The sequence below is a fragment of the Enterobacter sp. E12 genome (assembly GCF_014596715.2).
Lineage (GTDB): Bacteria > Pseudomonadota > Gammaproteobacteria > Enterobacterales > Enterobacteriaceae > Enterobacter > Enterobacter bugandensis.
In genome coordinates, this window is record NZ_CP115601.1 from 73,112 (window position 1) to 89,659 (window position 16,548).

Sequence of the window (16,548 nt, forward strand, 5' to 3'; positions counted from 1 at the left end):
GTTATTCGTCACAGGAAAACGTTAGCATCTGCGGCGTGGGAAAATATTCAACTTTTCGTGAAGATTCCCGCAGGAGAAAATTATCAGAGGATAATTACTTCAAGCGATACCTGCTGCTGCCACTGCTCCACCTGCTTTTTCCGCCCGGCGGTGAGCTTGCCGCTGGTGACCAGCAGCCATTTCCGCTCCGGGAAAATCTCCGGCGCCAGCGCGTCAGGGGGAACCGGCAGGATGTCGATGCGGTGGCCCTGCCCGGTGCGCGTTAGGGCTTCGAGCCAGATCTCGCACGGGTCGTTCAGGTGCCAGCCGCTGAGCAGAATATTGTCGCCCGGCGCTTTTTTATCGCCTTCGAGGCAAAACGAGGTGTAGGCGATGATGATGCCGTCGAGGATCGCGCGCAGGGTCATGGCGGCGGCGACGTTAGCCGAGACCTGGCTGCGCAGCGGACGCAGTACGTTCGCGACCAGTTCCGGCCTTGGGTACTCGCGTCCGGCGTCGTAAATCATCTGGCGCAGGGACTCGACTTTGCCGTCCTGCAGGCGTTGCAGCATGCTCTGCTGCAGCGTTTGCCAGTTGTTGGTCCGCCCCGGCGTCGGGCGCTCCAGCAGCGGTTTGACCTGGCCGATCGGGACGCCTTTTTTTACCCAGTCGAGGATTTTGAGCGCCTGCTGGACGTCCTCATCGCTGTACTGGCGGTGGCCGCCTTCCGTGCGCTGTGGCTTGAGTAAACCGTAGCGACGCTGCCACGCCCGCAGGGTGGTGGCGGTGATGCCGCTGAGTCTGGCGAATTCGCCGATTGAGTAAGCCATGTCCGTGTCCAGGGTGGAGGAATACTCTCAATATACTACGAATTTTCCCGAACGGGATGAAGCGCCGAAATGGTGCACTACACTTAACTTCCAACCGTGCAAATGAAAGGAATTCTCATGAAGCTATGGCCTGTTGTGACCGGTGTTGCGATTGCCCTGACGCTGGTCGCCTGTAAATCCCCCACGCCGCCGAAAGGCGTGCAGCCTATTACCCACTTTGACGCCAGCCGCTATCTCGGCAAATGGTACGAAGTCGCCCGTCTGGAAAACCGCTTTGAACGCGGTCTGGAACAGGTGACGGCGACCTACGGCGAGCGCAGCGACGGCGGCATCAGCGTGCTTAACCGGGGTTACGATCCGGTGAAAAACAAGTGGAATGAAAGTGAGGGGAAAGCGTACTTCACCGGCGAGCCGACCACCGCCGCGCTGAAGGTGTCGTTCTTCGGTCCGTTCTACGGCGGGTATAACGTAATCAAACTGGACGATAAGTACCAGTACGCGCTGGTCAGCGGCCCGAACCGCGACTACCTGTGGATCCTGTCACGCACGCCGACCATCCCGGATGCGGTAAAGCAGGATTACCTGAACACCGCGCGCAGTCTGGGCTTCAGGGTTGACCAGTTGGTATGGGTGAAGCAGTAAAAATCGTGCTTTCTTCCTGGGGCATTACTGGCTCGCCTGGATAGACTTCCGTTAAAAGCCCAACGGAGAAAGACGACATGAACGGGCGAGCGGAGCTGCCATCCCTGCGGGGAGCGTTACAGCAGCTACAGGATATTCACCTTGCGGCAGGCGTGCCGATGGAAAACGTCACCGTGGTGGTACCGAGGGATGGGGTGATGGTGAAAAGATCGCAAAGAGTGGATTGAAATAGTTCGGTTTTCTAATCATGATCCCCCCATGAAAATAGAAACCGCACTCCCCATACACTTTGAACGTCTGGTCGCGATCTGGGAATCTTCCGTCCGCGCCACCCATCACTTTTTACAAGAAAGCGATATTGCGGCGCTGCGCCCGTTATTGCTTAACGCCTATCTGCCTAACCTCAAGGTCGTGATTGCTCGCGATGACGCAGGCGTTATTCACGGCTTTTTGGGCGTGGAGGAAAACCGCATTGAAATGCTGTTTGTTGACGATGCGAGCCGGGGTAAGGGCGTTGGGAAATTGCTGCTAAAACACGCCATCGCCGAGTTTGGCGTAAACGAAGTGGACGTGAATGAGCAGAACCCGCAGGGCGTCGCGTTTTATCGCCATATGGGGTTTGAGCAGATCGGACGCTCGGAACTGGACGGGCAGGGGAATCCGTTTCCGTTGTTGCATATGAGGTTGGGTGGACAGGCTTAACTCCCCGTTCCTGTGGAAGAGGGAGTCTGCGAACTAGTTGCTGGTAATTTGCCCGATGATTACACCACGCACTTTTTCGTCATCGAAGGAATAAGAGACGGTATTACTCTGGATGAATCCATCCTGTACTGGCGTCTCATGATATAAAAGCATCGCTTTCTTTGTGGCGATCTCCTTATGACCGAACAGTTTAACTAAATTCCCGTGAGTAGCATTCAACAACGGAACATTAGCGACTGAGACTCTGACTGGTTCCGTTGTTTTTGCACACTCTTTATGAATCCCATCCCTGGCTATGGCTAGTGCCGTTAACAATCCTGCACCCATTTCGTTATCCGAGATGAACCAGTAATTCGTGCCATCGTCGTCATGGAGGCAGATCCAGCGCGCGGAACGGTCTTTCTCAACGGGTGAACCGGTGATGTCTGACAGGTGAGTAACCTCCATTTGTACGGTTTTCTTACCGATGGTAATAATGGGATAGAGGGGCACTTCTGTGGGTTCTTCTGGTGTTGTTCCATCATCCTGATAATACCTGGCTGCGAAGCCGGACATTTGGGCTGATGCTGCATTTTGAACAAGGAAAAGGAGTGCAGCCAAAATTAGCAGTACTTTCATTTTAGATACCCTAATACGTAGCACGGTTATTCCATTCGTCAGTGTAGAGAACGTTCCCGTCGCAATGCTTCCATGTAATCTTCTCGTACCTGAGTTGAATCTCTTCTAGATGCGTGCTCGTCAAGCCGGTGGGATGCAGCAGGGGTGATATTGAGGTGATCTTTACGTTCTCCATTATCATATTGAAATACTCACTCTCGATACCATGGTCAAGAATTCGATACATTTTCAAAACTGCTTTTTGGAATGTTCTTCCTTCACACATAGCACGGTACAAAACAGGCGTTGCAGCATCAAATTCCTTATGCAAGGTTAAGGGGGAATGAACTCTCGTGCCTGTCAAGCGACCAGTATTCGCGCTCTCAGGGATCCATACCTGATGGTTAACTGAACGGATTTCAAACGATCCTAATCTCGCTGGCAGTAATGATGGACCAACGATGGGCGAACCATTTTCATCAAACAACCACAGATGTGCGGGAATTGACATAATTTACTCCTGTTAAATAGTAATTATCTCTTTTTACGTAAAAGGATATAGAGGCCTACAATAACTACAATTGACCATATGGCATTCATTGCGATTTTTTCGGGTAGCCAGGTTACGGCAAATAGTGCAAATATTACGACGAATAAAAGGGGAGTTGCGCCTCTCAGGAAAAATATGAGTTGGCCTTTTAGCCAGTCTTTAATAGCTTTAATCATCCCTTTATCATCCTTGAAATCGCGTATGCAATGTCGCTGTCTGAAGCATAGGCTTGGTTAAGTATGGGGGACCTCATTATTATGGGCTCAATCAAGAAAAACATCATTTCAAGCTCTTCCTGATAAAGGAGATTGTAGTAATAAGCATTATAATTTTTTAGCTGGTTGGCGCTTCTGGATGCTTGCTCAACGATGCCATAAACTTTTAAACCAAGGACAGCATAAGTAGAAAACGATGTGATCTTTTCTTTCATCCAAATGTTGGTATGAACACTACTACAAATTGCAATAGTTGCTGAATATATAAAAGCCTGGCTGGAGAGCATCGATGATGAAATTGATAAACCTAAACGCATAAGATTTATTTGTATGTTATGTATTCTTTTTTCACTCTTGTTACTTAATAGGCTTTTAATATAAATATAAAGCATCTTATAGATAATGTCTCTGTGTTTTATTAACTGGACGATACCTGTCAAAAATCTTGAGTCTTCTTTGCGTAATCGTAAACATACATCCTGATAGTTTTCAGTAAAGCACGATAGCTGATAGCTTAATCGCGTTGCCCCATCATCTAACAGTTGCGCTTGCTTTAATACTTCATCTTTTACGCCTGTTAAGGCGTGATCTAACTTTAGTGCCAATATTTTATTCGCATCCATTGATGTTATTAATGAGTCGCTATAATACATATTGCACCTTTTAACAGTAAACATAGGTACAAGTTTCTATTAATATTATATTTCTGCTGTGATGCATATCGCAATAATTTATACGTAATGAAAAATTCAGATATTTTAATCTTCGCATTATATTTGTCGTGAATAATTGTTGGCTATTAATTTAGATATTATATGAGCGTGAGAATGAGGGCGTTAGATCCGTTGCATATTAGTTTAATAGCCGTATGGCCGCTAAAGGCGAAACTGGGAGCCATGAGCTGAGCGTAACTACGAGTGTAGCTTTGAGATTGTAGTGATCACTCAGTGGAAATCTGATGTCACCTTTCCGGGCCAACTATCCGGAATTTCCGGATAGTTGAATGCTGATCAATGTCGCCATCAGAAATTCTATTTATGAGATATTAGTTGATGGTTCGAACAGGGAGCTTAGATCGCTGCAAGCGCGTCCTCTATCTCAATGAGCGTTTATCCTGCAACCGCTTCCTGCTCGTTATACGCCACCAGAATGATACATCCTTTCATGACCTTTACAGTGACATGCTGTCCGGTATCAAACCCCGCCGCGCGCAGCTACTTGCCAGAAAGGATGATTTTCAGCGTCGATTTGTCGAAAACATTTGGGCAGTATCCCATAATCAACGAAGGCTCGGTTCCGGATTGGCCGGTGTCTGGATAGAATGTGAATCAGTTATAATCAACTCATTGATAGTTGGTATGGTAGACGCCCTTTAGTGCTCCAACACTGCTGGGCGTTGTCAGGAATTTATAATCCATGTGGTAGGTACCACATGCGGAAAAACTAACCGAAGTGGTACCTACCATGCAAGAGAAAAAGAAACCAAATTTTGACCGCACAAAGAGCACGATGAAAAACATCCGGTTCGAGGATGAGCTTTTGGGGCAGATTGAGAAGGCTGCGGGGAAAGGGAATTTTAGTAAGTGGGTTAAAGAAGCTTGTAGGCTTAGGCTTATGAATAAGTAGCTATCATGGTTTTTAATTTGGTGATGGTAATAAGGGAATAAATGATAAGTTATAGAACTATAATAAAAAACTTATCATTTATGATTATCCTGAAGTTTGCGATTAAAAAATGCTTAAAAAACTTTTAACCAAATCTACTCTTAAATTTTTGCGAACTAACTCGACGCTGCATTTTACCATTGCAGTTGGGGCATAGATGTTGTTTCTTTCCCTGGATTTTCCATGTGTAATATTTTTTCTTGAAATAAGTTTGGCAGATATCACACCGTCTGGGCTTGAATATGGTACAAATAATAGCCATTAGAATCACCGCACCAATAATCCATTCCATTACAGCTTCCCTTAAATATTTTTTGAATAAGTAAAAGGATAACACTCAATATTCAAATGAATAATTGATCAAGCTCACATAAGGTGGTTGCAATAAGCGGTTCTATTTACGAGTGACGTTTTTTATTATCGAGGTGAATGGCATTTTTGGCGGAAGATCACAGGAGTCGAACCTGCCCGGGAACGCTGGCGCCCCCAACTGGATTTGAAGTCCAGCCACCTCACCGGAGATGACGATCTTCCGCGCCTGCATTGCTACATGGAGGCGGGGCGCATTATAGCTACTTTCAGGCATTTACCACATACCCCACACCACTTTTTTCACCTCTCTTTTGACCTGCACCCCCCTGTTTCAGTTAATTCTTAAGAAAATCCTCAGGTTAGCCTTTCGTGCTCTCCAGTATTTACCGCGATCACAAAAAACAAGAAACGTAATCTGCTAACCAGAAAACGCAATACCCGCCGTTGAAACAATGGTTTAAAACCAATGCAACCGGTCTCAGCGCCCCCTACAGCGTGAAGGATAAAAAATATGAGCGAAGCATTGTCAGTAAAAGAGAAGATTGGCTATGGCATGGGTGACGCCGCCAGCCACATCATTTTTGATAACGTCATGCTTTATATGATGTTTTTCTACACCGATATTTTCGGCATTCCCGCCGGGTTTGTCGGCACCATGTTCCTGCTGGCCCGCGCGCTGGATGCAATCTCTGACCCGTGCATGGGGCTGATTGCCGACCGCACCCGCAGCCGCTGGGGCAAGTTCCGTCCGTGGATTTTGTTCGGTGCCATCCCGTTCGGCATCGTCTGCGTGCTGGCCTACACCACGCCGGACCTCAGCCTCAACGGCAAAATGGTTTACGCCGCCGTGACTTACACCCTGCTGACCCTGCTCTATACCGTGGTCAACATCCCGTACTGCGCGCTGGGCGGGGTAATCACCAGCGACCCGACGCAGCGTATCTCCCTTCAGTCCTGGCGCTTCGTGCTGGCGACGGCGGGTGGCATGCTCTCCACGGTGCTGATGATGCCGCTGGTGAAGCTGATTGGCGGAGAAGATAAGGCGTTCGGCTTCCAGGGCGGGATCGCCGTGCTGTCGGTGGTCGCGTTCCTGATGCTGGCATTCTGCTTCTTCACCACCAAAGAACGCATCCAGGTGCCGCCGAGCACCACCTCCATGCGGGAAGACCTGCGAGATATCTGGCAAAACGACCAGTGGCGCATCGTCGGCGTGCTGACCATCCTCAATATCCTCGCCGTCTGCGTGCGCGGCGGGGCGATGATGTACTACTGCACCTGGATCATGGGCTCGCCGGAGGTGTTCGTCGCATTTCTCACCACCTACTGCGTCGGCAATCTGATCGGCTCCGCGCTGGCGAAACCGCTCACCGACTGGAAGTGCAAGGTCAGCATCTTCTGGTGGACCAACGCCGCGCTGGCGGTGGTCAGCGTGGCGATGTTCTTCGTCCCGATGCACGCCACCGTGCTGATGTTCGTCTTTATCTTCGTTATCGGCGTGCTGCACCAACTGGTGACGCCAATCCAGTGGGTAATGATGTCCGATACCGTCGACTACGGCGAATGGACCAACGGCAAACGCCTGACCGGCATCAGCTTTGCGGGCACGCTGTTCGTGCTGAAGCTTGGTCTGGCGCTGGGCGGGGCGATGATCGGCTGGATGCTGGCAGGTGGCGGCTACGACGCGGCGGCCAAAACCCAGAACAGCGCGACCATCAGCATCATTATCGGCCTGTTTACCCTGGCCCCGGCGGTCTGCTACGTGCTGAGCGCCATTATCGCCAAACGCTACTACACGCTGAAAACCCCCTTCCTGACCAAAATCCTGGGCGAGCTGGCGCAGGGCGCGCGCCGCAATCAGCAGGATTTTGAAAACCTGCCGGTCAGTAAAGAATTGCAGAACTAAGAGGACGAAAGCATGAAAATCAGTGATGGAAACTGGCTTATTCAACCGGGTCTGAACGTGACGTATCCGGTTCAGGTGTTCGACGTGGAGCAGCAGGGCAATGACCTGGTGGTGTATGTTGCGCCGCGCGACGTGCGTGAGCGCACCTGGCAGCTCGACACGTTGATGTTCACGGTGCGTCTGTTTTCCCCGCAGGAAGGGATTGTCGGGGTGCGCATCGAGCACTTCCAGGGCGCGCTGAACAACGGCCCGCACTATCCGCTGAACGTTCTGAAAGACGTGAAGGTCGAGACTGAAAACAACGCCGAATTTGCCGAGCTGAAAAGCGGCAGCGTCTGCGTGCGCGTCACCAAAGGCGAGTTCTGGGCGCTGGATTTCCTGCGCAACGGCCAGCGCATTACCGGCAGCCAGCTGAAAAACAACGGCTACGTGCAGGACACTAACATCGACCGTAATTACGTGTTCGAGCGTCTGGATCTGGGCGTGGGGGAAACAGTCTACGGCCTGGGCGAGCGCTTTACCGCGCTGGTGCGCAACGGCCAGACGGTCGAAACCTGGAACCGCGACGGCGGCACCAGCACCGAGCAGTCCTACAAAAATATCCCGTTCTACCTGACCAACCGCGGCTACGGCGTGCTGGTGAATCACCCCGAGAACGTCTCGTTTGAAGTCGGCTCCGAAAAAGTCTCCAAAGTGCAGTTCAGCGTGGAAGGGGAGTATCTCGAGTACTTTGTGATCGACGGCCCGACGCCGAAAGAAGTGCTGAACCGCTATACCCGCTTCACCGGGCGTCCGGCGCTGCCGCCTGCATGGTCGTTCGGCCTGTGGCTCACCACCTCGTTCACCACTAACTACGACGAAGCGACGGTTAACAGCTTTATCGACGGCATGGCCGAACGCGACCTGCCGCTGCACGTCTTCCACTTCGACTGCTTCTGGATGAAGGCCTTCCAGTGGTGTGATTTTGAGTGGGACCCGGTGACCTTCCCGGACCCTGAGGGGATGATCCGCCGCCTGAAGGAGAAAGGGCTGAAGGTCTGCGTGTGGATCAACCCGTATATCGGCCAGAAATCCCCGATCTTCCGTGAGCTGAAAGAGAAGGGCTACCTGCTCAAGCGCCCGGACGGCTCTCTGTGGCAGTGGGACAAATGGCAGCCGGGGCTGGCGATTTACGACTTCACCAATCCGGACGCATGCCGGTGGTATGCCGACAAGCTTAAAGGCCTGGTGGATATCGGCGTTGACTGCTTCAAGACCGACTTCGGCGAGCGTATCCCGACGGACGTGCAGTGGTTCGACGGGTCCGATCCGCAGAAGATGCACAACCACTACGCCTACATTTATAACGAACTGGTGTGGAACGTGCTGAAAGAGACCGTCGGCGAAGAGGAGGCGGTGCTGTTTGCTCGCTCGGCGTCCGTCGGGGCGCAACAGTTCCCGGTACACTGGGGCGGCGACTGCTACGCCAACTACGAGTCGATGGCGGAAAGCCTGCGCGGTGGGCTGTCGATTGGCCTGTCCGGCTTCGGGTTCTGGAGCCACGATATCGGCGGGTTCGAAAACACCGCTCCGGCGCACGTCTATAAACGCTGGTGCGCGTTCGGGCTGTTCTCCAGCCACAGCCGTCTGCACGGCAGCAAATCCTACCGCGTGCCGTGGGCGTACGATGACGAGTCCTGCGACGTGGTGCGCCACTTCACGCAGCTGAAGTGTCAGCTGATGCCGTACCTGTACCGTCAGGCGGCGCTGGCCCGCGAGTTCGGCACGCCGATGCTGCGCGCGATGATGCTGGAGTTCCCGGACGATCCGGCGTGCGATTACCTCGACCGTCAGTACATGCTGGGGGATTCCATGATGGTGGCGCCGGTGTTCTCCGAGGCGGGGGATGTGCAGTTCTATCTGCCGGAAGGCCGCTGGACGCACCTGTGGCACAACGACGAAATCCATGGCAGCTGCTGGCATAAGCAGCAGCACGACTTTATGAGCCTGCCGGTCTACGTGCGCGACAACACCCTGCTGGCGCTGGGTAACAATAACCAGAAGCCGGACTACGCGTGGAACGAGGGGACGGCCTTCCAGCTGTTTAACCTGGAGGATGGCGCAGCGGCGGTGAGCGAAGTGCCTGCGCCGGACGGGTCTGTGGCATTTACGCTGAAGGCGTCACGTCGGGGCGACATTGTGACCTTTACCGGCGCGGGTGACGCGAAAAACTGGTCGGTGTGCTTGCGCAACGTGCAGAAGGTGAGTGGCGTGAAAGGCGGCTCGCACGCGGGCAGCGAGTGGGGTGTGGTGGTGAAAGCGGAGGGGGATGAGGTGGTGGTTCAGCTCTGAGGTGGAAAATGCCCGGTGGCTTCGCTTACCGGGCCTAAGGTAATTATGCGCTCTGATGCCCTCACCCTGACCCTCTCCCACAGGGAGAGGGAACAAACATCAAAAACTTTATTGCACAGGCGTTGCAACCACGCCGCCCGTCATCGTCTGCTCAACCTGCTGCTTATCCATATTTACCGCGCTCAGCTTCCCATTCACCGTCGGCTTCAGTGGGGCATTCGCCTGCACGCTGCCGCTGGCGGTCATCTGAATATTGCCGTCACCCGTAATCGGTAACGCAGGCCAGCCCCACTGCTGCAGCACGTTGAGCGGTACGCCGCGCCCGTTCAGGCTCACCGTGGTCTGCCGCTGCGGGAGTTGTGAAACGGTCGCCGTGGCTTCCAGAATACCTTTCTCGGTAAAGGCACTCAGGTCGCTAATGTTCACCGTGGCGGCGTTGGCATTCAGCGCCAGCGACGGACGGCGCACGTCGACGCGGTTAAAGGTCGCCGCCGCGCCGTTTAATGTTGCGCTGCCGCCCCAGAAGCCCCACTGGCGATCTTTCGCCAGCTGCAGGTTTGCGCCGTAGCCGTCCAGGGAGGTGATCTGCCACGGGAAGGCGGGATCGATGTCGATCACCAGGTTGCGGCTCAGGCCGAATTTTTGCAGCGTGACGCTGTTCATCCATTCCGGCAGCGGCTCCATCCACAGCGTTTTCCAGTTTTCAGGAAGGGTGTACTCCAGCCCGGCGATGGCAACATCGTCCAGAACCAGCGCTTTACCGTCGCGCAGCCAGTTGCCGGACGTGCGCACCATACCGCCCTCCCAGCGCGAGGTGAACTGACGCAGCGCTATGCCCTGCGGGGAAAACTCCGCATTCAGGATCGGGTCAAACAGATGCAGCGAGCCGAAGATAAACTCGCTGGCGTTCATGGACAGGCGACCTTCCTGGCTCTGCCAGTCGCCTTTGCTGAGAGTCAGGTTGCGCAGGCTTAAGTCGAGATCGGTCACCGCCCAGTCCGGGCCCTGCAGGCGGGCATCGGTGACCTCCAGACGGCCAATTTGCAGGGAGGGGATGGTAGCCAGCGGCGCGAAGAACGCTTTCAGCGTTTTGTCGCTCTGCAGGCGGATCTCGTTCAGGCGCATGGTGTCGATTATCCAGCTTCCGTCAGCGTTACGCAGGGCGGAGCCGGTGAGCGAGCCACGGGCCATATCGGCACCAATGGTGTTCAGCACCACCTCCTTGCCGTTCAACTGGCCGTCGATTAGCACGTTGGTGGCCGGTACGCCGTTCAGGGTCAGCGAGCCGGCGCTCATCTGAATCTTCGCGTTTTTACCCAGCACGTTCCCGGCTTCTGGCTGCCATGGGCTGACGCCGCCCGTGATCTTCTGTGCGCTCAGATCCCATTCAGTATTCGGGCTGTTAAAGGCCATGTTGTTCAGCTGCAGACGATCGGCCTGGAAGGGCAGCGGCGCTGTTTGAGGCGAGAGATTCAGCGTGCCGTCGAACAGGGTGATAGTGCCCATGTGCAGCGGAGCGGTGATCTGACGGCTGCTCAGGCCAATATCGACTTTTTTGGCAACTAATGTGGCGGGTTTACCGTCCCGCCCAAAGGTGACATTTTCCAGAATGAGGTGGGAAGGCGATGAAAAGCGGTGATTCATCTTGTCGAAACTGAGTTCGTAGTCGGTATTCACCGTAATCCAGCTGCTGACCTGTGCCGCGCCCCAGCGGGTCTGGAGCAAAATATAGAACGCCAGCAGCACAATAAGCAGGGCTACCAGAAGATAGACGAGTAGCTTTCCAATAAATTTCATGGTCTTCCATCCCGCGAAACGAACATAAGGGAGTTATGCACGATTTATGCGCAATGCTCAAGGCGGGAATGATGTAATTAGATGTCACGGCAGGCATTGACTGCCTGCCGTGAGGGAGATCAATTCTTCTCAGGCGGGAAAACGAGGTTCAGCACGATAGCGGTGATACCGCCCGCGGCAATGCCGGAAGAGAGCAGGTTTTTAACCCAGTCCGGCGCAAACTGCAGGATCAGCGGCTGCTGGGAAACACCCAGACCAACGGCCAGCGACAGCGCGATAATCATGATTGCGCGGCGGTTCAGCGGCTCGCGGGAGACGATACGCACGCCGGAGGCCGCGATAGTCCCAAACATCACCAGCGTTGCGCCGCCCAGCACCGGCTCAGGAATGTGCTGCACAAAGCCGCTCACCGCCGGGAACAGGCCGAGGACGATCAGCATCAGCGCCACCACGAAACCAACGTAGCGGCTGGCCACGCCGGTCAGCTGGATCACACCGTTGTTCTGGCCGAAGCAGGAGTTCGGGAAGGTGTTGAATACCGCAGAGACAAACGAGTTCAGGCCGTTCGCCAGCACGCCGCCTTTCAGACGCTTCATGTACAGCGGGCCGGAAACCGGCTGCTCAGAGACGTCGGAGGTAGCGGTGATATCACCGATGGTCTCCAGAGAAGTAATCATAAAGACCAGCATCAGCGGCAGGAGCAGACCCCAGTCTATGCCCAGGCCGTAATAAAGCGGCGTTGGGACGGTGATCAGCGCGCTGTTGGTCGGCGCGGTGTTCTCCGGCAGCATCCCCAGCGCCCACGCCAGCAGATAGCCCGCTGCCATGGCGATCACCAGCGAGGCCACGCGCAGGTAAGGGTTACGCTGACGGTTAAGCAAAATAATGATCGCCAGCACCACGCCCGCCAGCAGTAGGTTTTTCGGCGCGCCGAAGGTGTGGTCGCTCATTGCCGCGTAGCCGCCACCGATGGAGGTGAGGCCCACCTGAATCAGCGACAGGCCGATAATCATCACTACCACGCCGGAAACCAGCGGGGTGATCACACGGCGAGCCAGGTGCAGGACGCGGGAGATGACCATCTCCGTGCAGCTTGCCAGCATCAGGGTGCCGAACAGCGCCGCCATCATGGTCGGAACATCCGCACCGCCGGTTTTCAGCGCCGTACCGCCCATGATCAGCGGCGCCACGAAGTTAAAGCTGGTGCCCTGAATCGACAGTAGCCCAGACCCCACCGGGCCCCAGGCTTTAATTTGAATAATGGAGGCCACGCCGGAGGCGAACAGAGACATACTGATAATGTGCTGCGTGTCCTGCGCCGGTAAACCGAGCGCCTGGCAAATCAGCAGCGCCGGGGTGATCACCGCAACAAACATCGCCAGAAGATGCTGGCAGGCGGCAAAAAGCGTCTGCGGCAGCGGCGGTCGGTCTTCAAGGCGGTAAATCAGTTCGCTATTTTGCTTCTGCGCAATCGGTTGCGCATCTGGCGATTCTATGGTGTTAACGGACATCGGCGGCAATCCCACGGTGGAAAAGCGGGCATTTTATCTGACCACCTGGTTAAAGCAAACGATTGCCAGCAAAAAAAAGGAAGAAAATCTGCCGCTGTGAGCAGGTTTTTTACAACCTATCGGAAAAAAAAATTACACTTTTTGCGCCGGGGGCTCATGACGAGCGCAAACCGGCCCAGGATAACGCCGCGTGTGTATGGAATACGCGCATAACAGGAGCCTTTTATGATTCATCTCGATACGTTGTCGACCCTTGTTGCCGCAACGCTGGTTCTTCTGCTTGGTCGCAAGCTGGTCCACAGCGTTTCCTTTCTGAAAAAATACACTATCCCTGAACCCGTCGCCGGCGGTCTGCTGGTGGCGCTGGCCTTGCTGATACTGAAAAAAAGCATGGGCTGGGAAATTGATTTTGATATGTCCCTGAAAGACCCGCTAATGCTGGCTTTCTTTGCCACCATCGGCCTGAACGCTAATCTGGCAAGCCTGCGCTCGGGCGGTAAGGTGCTCGGCGTGTTTCTGATTGTGGTGGTGGGGCTGTTGCTGATGCAAAACGCGATTGGCATCGGTATGGCAACGCTGCTGGGGCTGGATCCGCTGATGGGGCTGCTGGCGGGGTCGATTACCCTTTCGGGCGGTCACGGCACCGGCGCGGCGTGGAGCAAGCTGTTCATCGAACGCTACGGTTTTGAAAACGCGACGGAAGTGGCGATGGCCTGCGCGACCTTTGGCCTGGTACTGGGTGGCCTGATTGGCGGCCCGGTAGCGCGTTATCTGGTGAAGCACTCCACCACGCCGAATGGCAGACCGGACGATGAAATGGTGCCGACCGCGTTTGAAAAACCGGACGTTGGCCGCAGCATCACCTCGCTGGTGATGATTGAAACCATCGCGATGATTGCCATCTGCCTGACCGTGGGCAAAGTGGTTGCGCAATGGCTGGCGGGTACCGCGTTTGAACTGCCGACGTTTGTCTGCGTGCTGTTTATCGGGGTGATCCTGAGCAACGGTCTGGCGCTGATGGGCTTCTATCGCGTGTTTGACCGTGCGGTATCGGTGCTTGGCAACGTCTGTCTGTCGCTGTTCCTGGCGATGGCGCTGATGAGCCTGAAGCTGTGGGAGCTGGCCTCGCTGGCGCTGCCGATGGTGGCGATTCTGGCGGTGCAGGCGCTGTTTATGGCGCTGTATGCCATGTTCGTGACCTGGCGCATGATGGGGAAAAACTATGATGCGGCGGTGCTGGCGGCCGGTCACTGCGGGTTTGGTCTGGGGGCTACCCCAACGGCTATCGCCAACATGCAGGCGATCACCGAACGGTTCGGGCCATCGCATATGGCGTTTCTGGTGGTCCCGATGGTCGGCGCATTCTTTATTGATATCGTCAACGCGCTGGTGATCAAGCTGTACCTGATGCTGCCGATATTTGCCTGAGATCAGGCGTTGGAATACCGTTCGGTTTCCGGCATCCAGCGCTCAATTAACGCTGCCGCCTGTTCGGGGTAGCGTTCATGAATATGGCGCGCAAGGCGCTGAACTTCGGGGATCATGGCCTGATCGCGCAGTAAATCCGCCACTTTGAATTCAGCATTTCCCGTCTGGCGCGTGCCCAGTAGTTCGCCCGGGCCGCGTATCTCCAGGTCTTTTTGCGCAATCACAAAGCCGTCGTTGCTGTCGCGCAGCACCTGCAGTCGCATCTGGGCGGTTTTTGAAAGCGGAGCTTTGTAAAGCAGCACGCAGTGAGACGCTACCGCGCCGCGGCCAACGCGCCCGCGCAGCTGGTGGAGCTGGGCAAGCCCCAGACGTTCCGGGTTTTCGATGATCATCAAACTGGAGTTGGGGACGTCAACGCCCACTTCGATGACCGTCGTCGCGACCAGCAAATGCAGTTCCCCCTGTTTGAAGGATTGCATCACCGCCTGCTTCTCGGCAGGCTTCATGCGGCCGTGAACCAGGCCAACGTTCAGCTCGGGCAGTGCCAGCCTGAGCTCTTCCCACGTCGCTTCGGCGGCCTGGGCTTCCAGCAGTTCCGACTCTTCAATCAGGGTACAGACCCAGTAGGCCTGGCGCCCTTCATGGGTGCAGGCGTTGCGCACGCGGTCAATGATGTCGCTGCGGCGCGTATCCGGTATGGCGACCGTCGTCACCGGCGTTCGGCCCGGCGGCAGTTCGTCGATGGTAGAGGTATCCAGATCGGCGTAGGCGGTCATCGCCAGGGTACGCGGGATCGGCGTGGCGGTCATGATCAGCTGGTGCGGGTGGAAGCCCTGCTGCAGCCCTTTTTCCCACAGCGCCAGACGCTGATGCACGCCGAAGCGGTGCTGCTCGTCGATAATCACCAGCGCGAGGCCGTTAAACTGCACCTGCTCCTGAAAGATAGCGTGTGTGCCGACAATCATCTGCACCTGGCCGCTGGCGATGGCTTCCTGCTGCGCAAGACGCGCTTTGCCTTTTTGCTTTCCGGCAAGCCAGCCCACTTCAATCCCGAGCGGTGCGAACCAGGCCCGGAAATTGTTGGCGTGCTGTTCAGCCAGCAGTTCGGTTGGTGCCATCAGCGCGACCTGTTTGCCGTGGGCAATCGCGCGTAACGCGGCCAGGGCGGCAACCAGCGTTTTACCTGAACCTACGTCGCCCTGCACCAGGCGCATCATCGGCACGTCGAGCGCCATGTCGCGCTCAATCTCGGCGGTGACGCGCGCCTGCGCGCCGGTGGGCTTAAAGGGCAGCGAGGCCAGCAGCTTATCTTTGAGCACATCATTCGGGCTTAACGGCTGAGCGTGGAAACGCTGCGCGCCGGCGCGCAGCGCCAGCATGCTCAGGTTATGCGCCAGTAATTCCTCAAGGATAAGACGCCGTTGGGCGGGGTGTTTACCGCTTTCTAAATCGCTGAGCTGCAGGGTTGGCGGCGGGCGGTGCAGGGTGCGCAGCGCCTCGGGCAGGCTCATCATCCCCTGAGCCAGTTCTGGCGGCAGCAGTTCGGTAATGGCACAGGTGTCCAGCAGTTCCAGCGCCTGATCGGTGAGCTTACGCAGCGTCGCCTGCTTGATGCCTTCGGTCGTCGGGTAAACCGGGGTGAGCGTCTCCTGCAGCTCCGGCGTGCTGAGATCGCCCTGCACGCGGTACTCCGGGTGGATCATCTCTGCGCCGTATTTCCCGCGTTTGGCTTCGCCATAGGCCAGCACTCTGCGGCCTGTCGCCAGGCTGTTTTTCATTGCAGCGCTGAAGTTGAAGAAACGCATGGTGAGGATGCCGGTGCCGTCGCTGATCTGACAGGTCATCATCCGGCGTCCGCCGAAAGTGATATTGCAGTTCAGGACTTCGCCTTCAACGGTGGCGTAAATGGCGGGAAGCAGATCGCCAATCTTGTAGAGCTGAGTGCGGTCTTCGTAACGCAGGGGGAGATGAAGCAGGAGATCCTGCACGGTGTGCAGGCCAATTTTTGCCAGCTTATTGCTTTGCGCCGCGCCCACGCCCGTCAGGCTGTTGAGCGGGATAGCATCCAGCAGGCGGCCTTTCATCG

General features: G+C 55.3%; 13 protein-coding genes, 1 tRNA gene and 2 pseudogenes. 7 read left to right on the forward strand and 9 right to left on the reverse strand.

The window, feature by feature from the left end; translation table 11 throughout:
* Positions 1 to 83: 83 nt before the first annotated feature.
* A complete protein-coding gene (locus IB212_RS00380; RefSeq protein ID WP_028014996.1) occupies positions 84 to 809 on the reverse strand; it encodes a MerR family transcriptional regulator in 726 nt (241 codons plus the stop codon).
* A gap of 117 nt (positions 810 to 926) precedes the next feature.
* Here IB212_RS00380 and IB212_RS00385 point away from each other — a divergent pair, with 117 nt between their 5' ends.
* The 3 genes and pseudogenes from IB212_RS00385 to IB212_RS00395 all read left to right on the forward strand — a co-directional run bounded on the left by IB212_RS00385 (position 927) and on the right by IB212_RS00395 (position 2,153).
* Positions 927 to 1,451: a lipocalin family protein gene (locus IB212_RS00385; RefSeq protein WP_188245832.1), complete on the forward strand. Its 525-nt coding sequence runs from the start codon at positions 927 to 929 to the stop codon at positions 1,449 to 1,451.
* 113 nt (positions 1,452 to 1,564) lie between these two features.
* Positions 1,565 to 1,678: pseudogene (locus IB212_RS00390) on the forward strand (class I SAM-dependent methyltransferase); the annotation flags it as partial.
* A 31-nt stretch (positions 1,679 to 1,709) separates the two neighbouring features.
* Complete coding sequence (locus IB212_RS00395; RefSeq protein ID WP_041911683.1) at positions 1,710 to 2,153, forward strand: acetyltransferase; 444 nt, start codon at positions 1,710 to 1,712, stop codon at positions 2,151 to 2,153.
* 33 nt (positions 2,154 to 2,186) lie between these two features.
* Here the strand turns inward: IB212_RS00395 and IB212_RS00400 are convergent, their stop codons facing one another.
* The 4 genes and pseudogenes from IB212_RS00400 to IB212_RS00415 all read right to left on the reverse strand — a co-directional run bounded on the left by IB212_RS00400 (position 2,187) and on the right by IB212_RS00415 (position 4,851).
* Positions 2,187 to 2,771, reverse strand: coding sequence for a hypothetical protein (locus IB212_RS00400; protein WP_223239642.1), 585 nt, complete (start codon positions 2,769 to 2,771; stop codon positions 2,187 to 2,189).
* A gap of 10 nt (positions 2,772 to 2,781) precedes the next feature.
* On the reverse strand, positions 2,782 to 3,261 hold the full coding sequence (locus IB212_RS00405) for a type VI secretion system tube protein Hcp (protein WP_041911682.1): 480 nt from the start codon (positions 3,259 to 3,261) through the stop codon (positions 2,782 to 2,784).
* A gap of 211 nt (positions 3,262 to 3,472) precedes the next feature.
* The gene (locus IB212_RS00410; protein WP_041911680.1) at positions 3,473 to 4,168 is read right to left on the reverse strand and encodes a hypothetical protein; all 696 of its coding nucleotides are present in this window, start codon (positions 4,166 to 4,168) and stop codon (positions 3,473 to 3,475) included.
* Between the two features lie 417 nt (positions 4,169 to 4,585).
* Positions 4,586 to 4,851: pseudogene (locus IB212_RS00415) on the reverse strand (SymE family type I addiction module toxin).
* Positions 4,852 to 4,979: 128 nt separating this feature from the next.
* Here IB212_RS00415 and IB212_RS00420 point away from each other — a divergent pair.
* Positions 4,980 to 5,141 carry a YlcI/YnfO family protein gene (locus IB212_RS00420; RefSeq protein ID WP_065421064.1) on the forward strand — a complete coding sequence of 54 codons (162 nt, stop codon included), beginning with the start codon at positions 4,980 to 4,982 and terminating at the stop codon, positions 5,139 to 5,141.
* A 478-nt stretch (positions 5,142 to 5,619) separates the two neighbouring features.
* On the opposite strand, the gene IB212_RS00425 is transcribed toward IB212_RS00420, so the two are convergent.
* A tRNA-Sec gene (locus IB212_RS00425) sits at positions 5,620 to 5,714 on the reverse strand.
* 289 nt (positions 5,715 to 6,003) lie between these two features.
* Here IB212_RS00425 and IB212_RS00430 point away from each other — a divergent pair.
* Positions 6,004 to 7,395, forward strand: a complete 1,392-nt coding sequence (locus IB212_RS00430) for a glycoside-pentoside-hexuronide family transporter (protein WP_041911679.1) — start codon at positions 6,004 to 6,006, stop codon at positions 7,393 to 7,395.
* 12 nt (positions 7,396 to 7,407) lie between these two features.
* Positions 7,408 to 9,726: an alpha-xylosidase gene (gene yicI / locus IB212_RS00435; RefSeq protein WP_041911678.1), complete on the forward strand. Its 2,319-nt coding sequence runs from the start codon at positions 7,408 to 7,410 to the stop codon at positions 9,724 to 9,726.
* Between the two features lie 108 nt (positions 9,727 to 9,834).
* Here yicI and IB212_RS00440 read toward each other — a convergent pair whose 3' ends face one another.
* Together IB212_RS00440 and xanP are read right to left on the reverse strand one after the other, a co-directional pair.
* Positions 9,835 to 11,523 carry an AsmA family protein gene (locus IB212_RS00440; RefSeq protein WP_041911677.1) on the reverse strand — a complete coding sequence of 563 codons (1,689 nt, stop codon included), beginning with the start codon at positions 11,521 to 11,523 and terminating at the stop codon, positions 9,835 to 9,837.
* Positions 11,524 to 11,642: 119 nt separating this feature from the next.
* Positions 11,643 to 13,034 (reverse strand): xanthine/proton symporter XanP, encoded by a 1,392-nt coding sequence (xanP, locus tag IB212_RS00445; RefSeq protein WP_014881972.1) that lies wholly within the window; start codon positions 13,032 to 13,034, stop codon positions 11,643 to 11,645.
* A 225-nt stretch (positions 13,035 to 13,259) separates the two neighbouring features.
* On the opposite strand from xanP, the gene gltS reads away from it, so the two are divergent.
* The gene (gene gltS, locus IB212_RS00450; RefSeq protein WP_028015008.1) at positions 13,260 to 14,462 is read left to right on the forward strand and encodes a sodium/glutamate symporter; all 1,203 of its coding nucleotides are present in this window, start codon (positions 13,260 to 13,262) and stop codon (positions 14,460 to 14,462) included.
* A 2-nt stretch (positions 14,463 to 14,464) separates the two neighbouring features.
* Here gltS and recG read toward each other — a convergent pair whose 3' ends face one another.
* Positions 14,465 to 16,546: an ATP-dependent DNA helicase RecG gene (recG, locus tag IB212_RS00455; protein ID WP_041911676.1), complete on the reverse strand. Its 2,082-nt coding sequence runs from the start codon at positions 16,544 to 16,546 to the stop codon at positions 14,465 to 14,467.
* Between the last annotated feature and the right edge of the window lie 2 nt (positions 16,547 to 16,548).

Bases quoted from the DNA above. Each gene is read 5' to 3' on its own strand.
- yicI (WP_041911678.1), top strand. From the start codon at position 7,408: ATGAAAATCAGTGATGGAAACTGGCTTATTCAACCGGGTCTGAACGTG.
- IB212_RS00440 (WP_041911677.1), bottom strand. From the start codon at position 11,523: ATGAAATTTATTGGAAAGCTACTCGTCTATCTTCTGGTAGCCCTGCTT.
- IB212_RS00380 (WP_028014996.1), bottom strand. From the start codon at position 809: ATGGCTTACTCAATCGGCGAATTCGCCAGACTCAGCGGCATCACCGCC.
- xanP (WP_014881972.1), bottom strand. From the start codon at position 13,034: ATGTCCGTTAACACCATAGAATCGCCAGATGCGCAACCGATTGCGCAG.
- IB212_RS00420 (WP_065421064.1), top strand. From the start codon at position 4,980: ATGCAAGAGAAAAAGAAACCAAATTTTGACCGCACAAAGAGCACGATG.
- gltS (WP_028015008.1), top strand. From the start codon at position 13,260: ATGATTCATCTCGATACGTTGTCGACCCTTGTTGCCGCAACGCTGGTT.
- IB212_RS00410 (WP_041911680.1), bottom strand. From the start codon at position 4,168: ATGTATTATAGCGACTCATTAATAACATCAATGGATGCGAATAAAATA.
- recG (WP_041911676.1), bottom strand. From the start codon at position 16,546: ATGAAAGGCCGCCTGCTGGATGCTATCCCGCTCAACAGCCTGACGGGC.
- IB212_RS00430 (WP_041911679.1), top strand. From the start codon at position 6,004: ATGAGCGAAGCATTGTCAGTAAAAGAGAAGATTGGCTATGGCATGGGT.
- IB212_RS00385 (WP_188245832.1), top strand. From the start codon at position 927: ATGAAGCTATGGCCTGTTGTGACCGGTGTTGCGATTGCCCTGACGCTG.
- IB212_RS00405 (WP_041911682.1), bottom strand. From the start codon at position 3,261: ATGTCAATTCCCGCACATCTGTGGTTGTTTGATGAAAATGGTTCGCCC.
- IB212_RS00395 (WP_041911683.1), top strand. From the start codon at position 1,710: ATGAAAATAGAAACCGCACTCCCCATACACTTTGAACGTCTGGTCGCG.
- IB212_RS00400 (WP_223239642.1), bottom strand. From the start codon at position 2,771: ATGAAAGTACTGCTAATTTTGGCTGCACTCCTTTTCCTTGTTCAAAAT.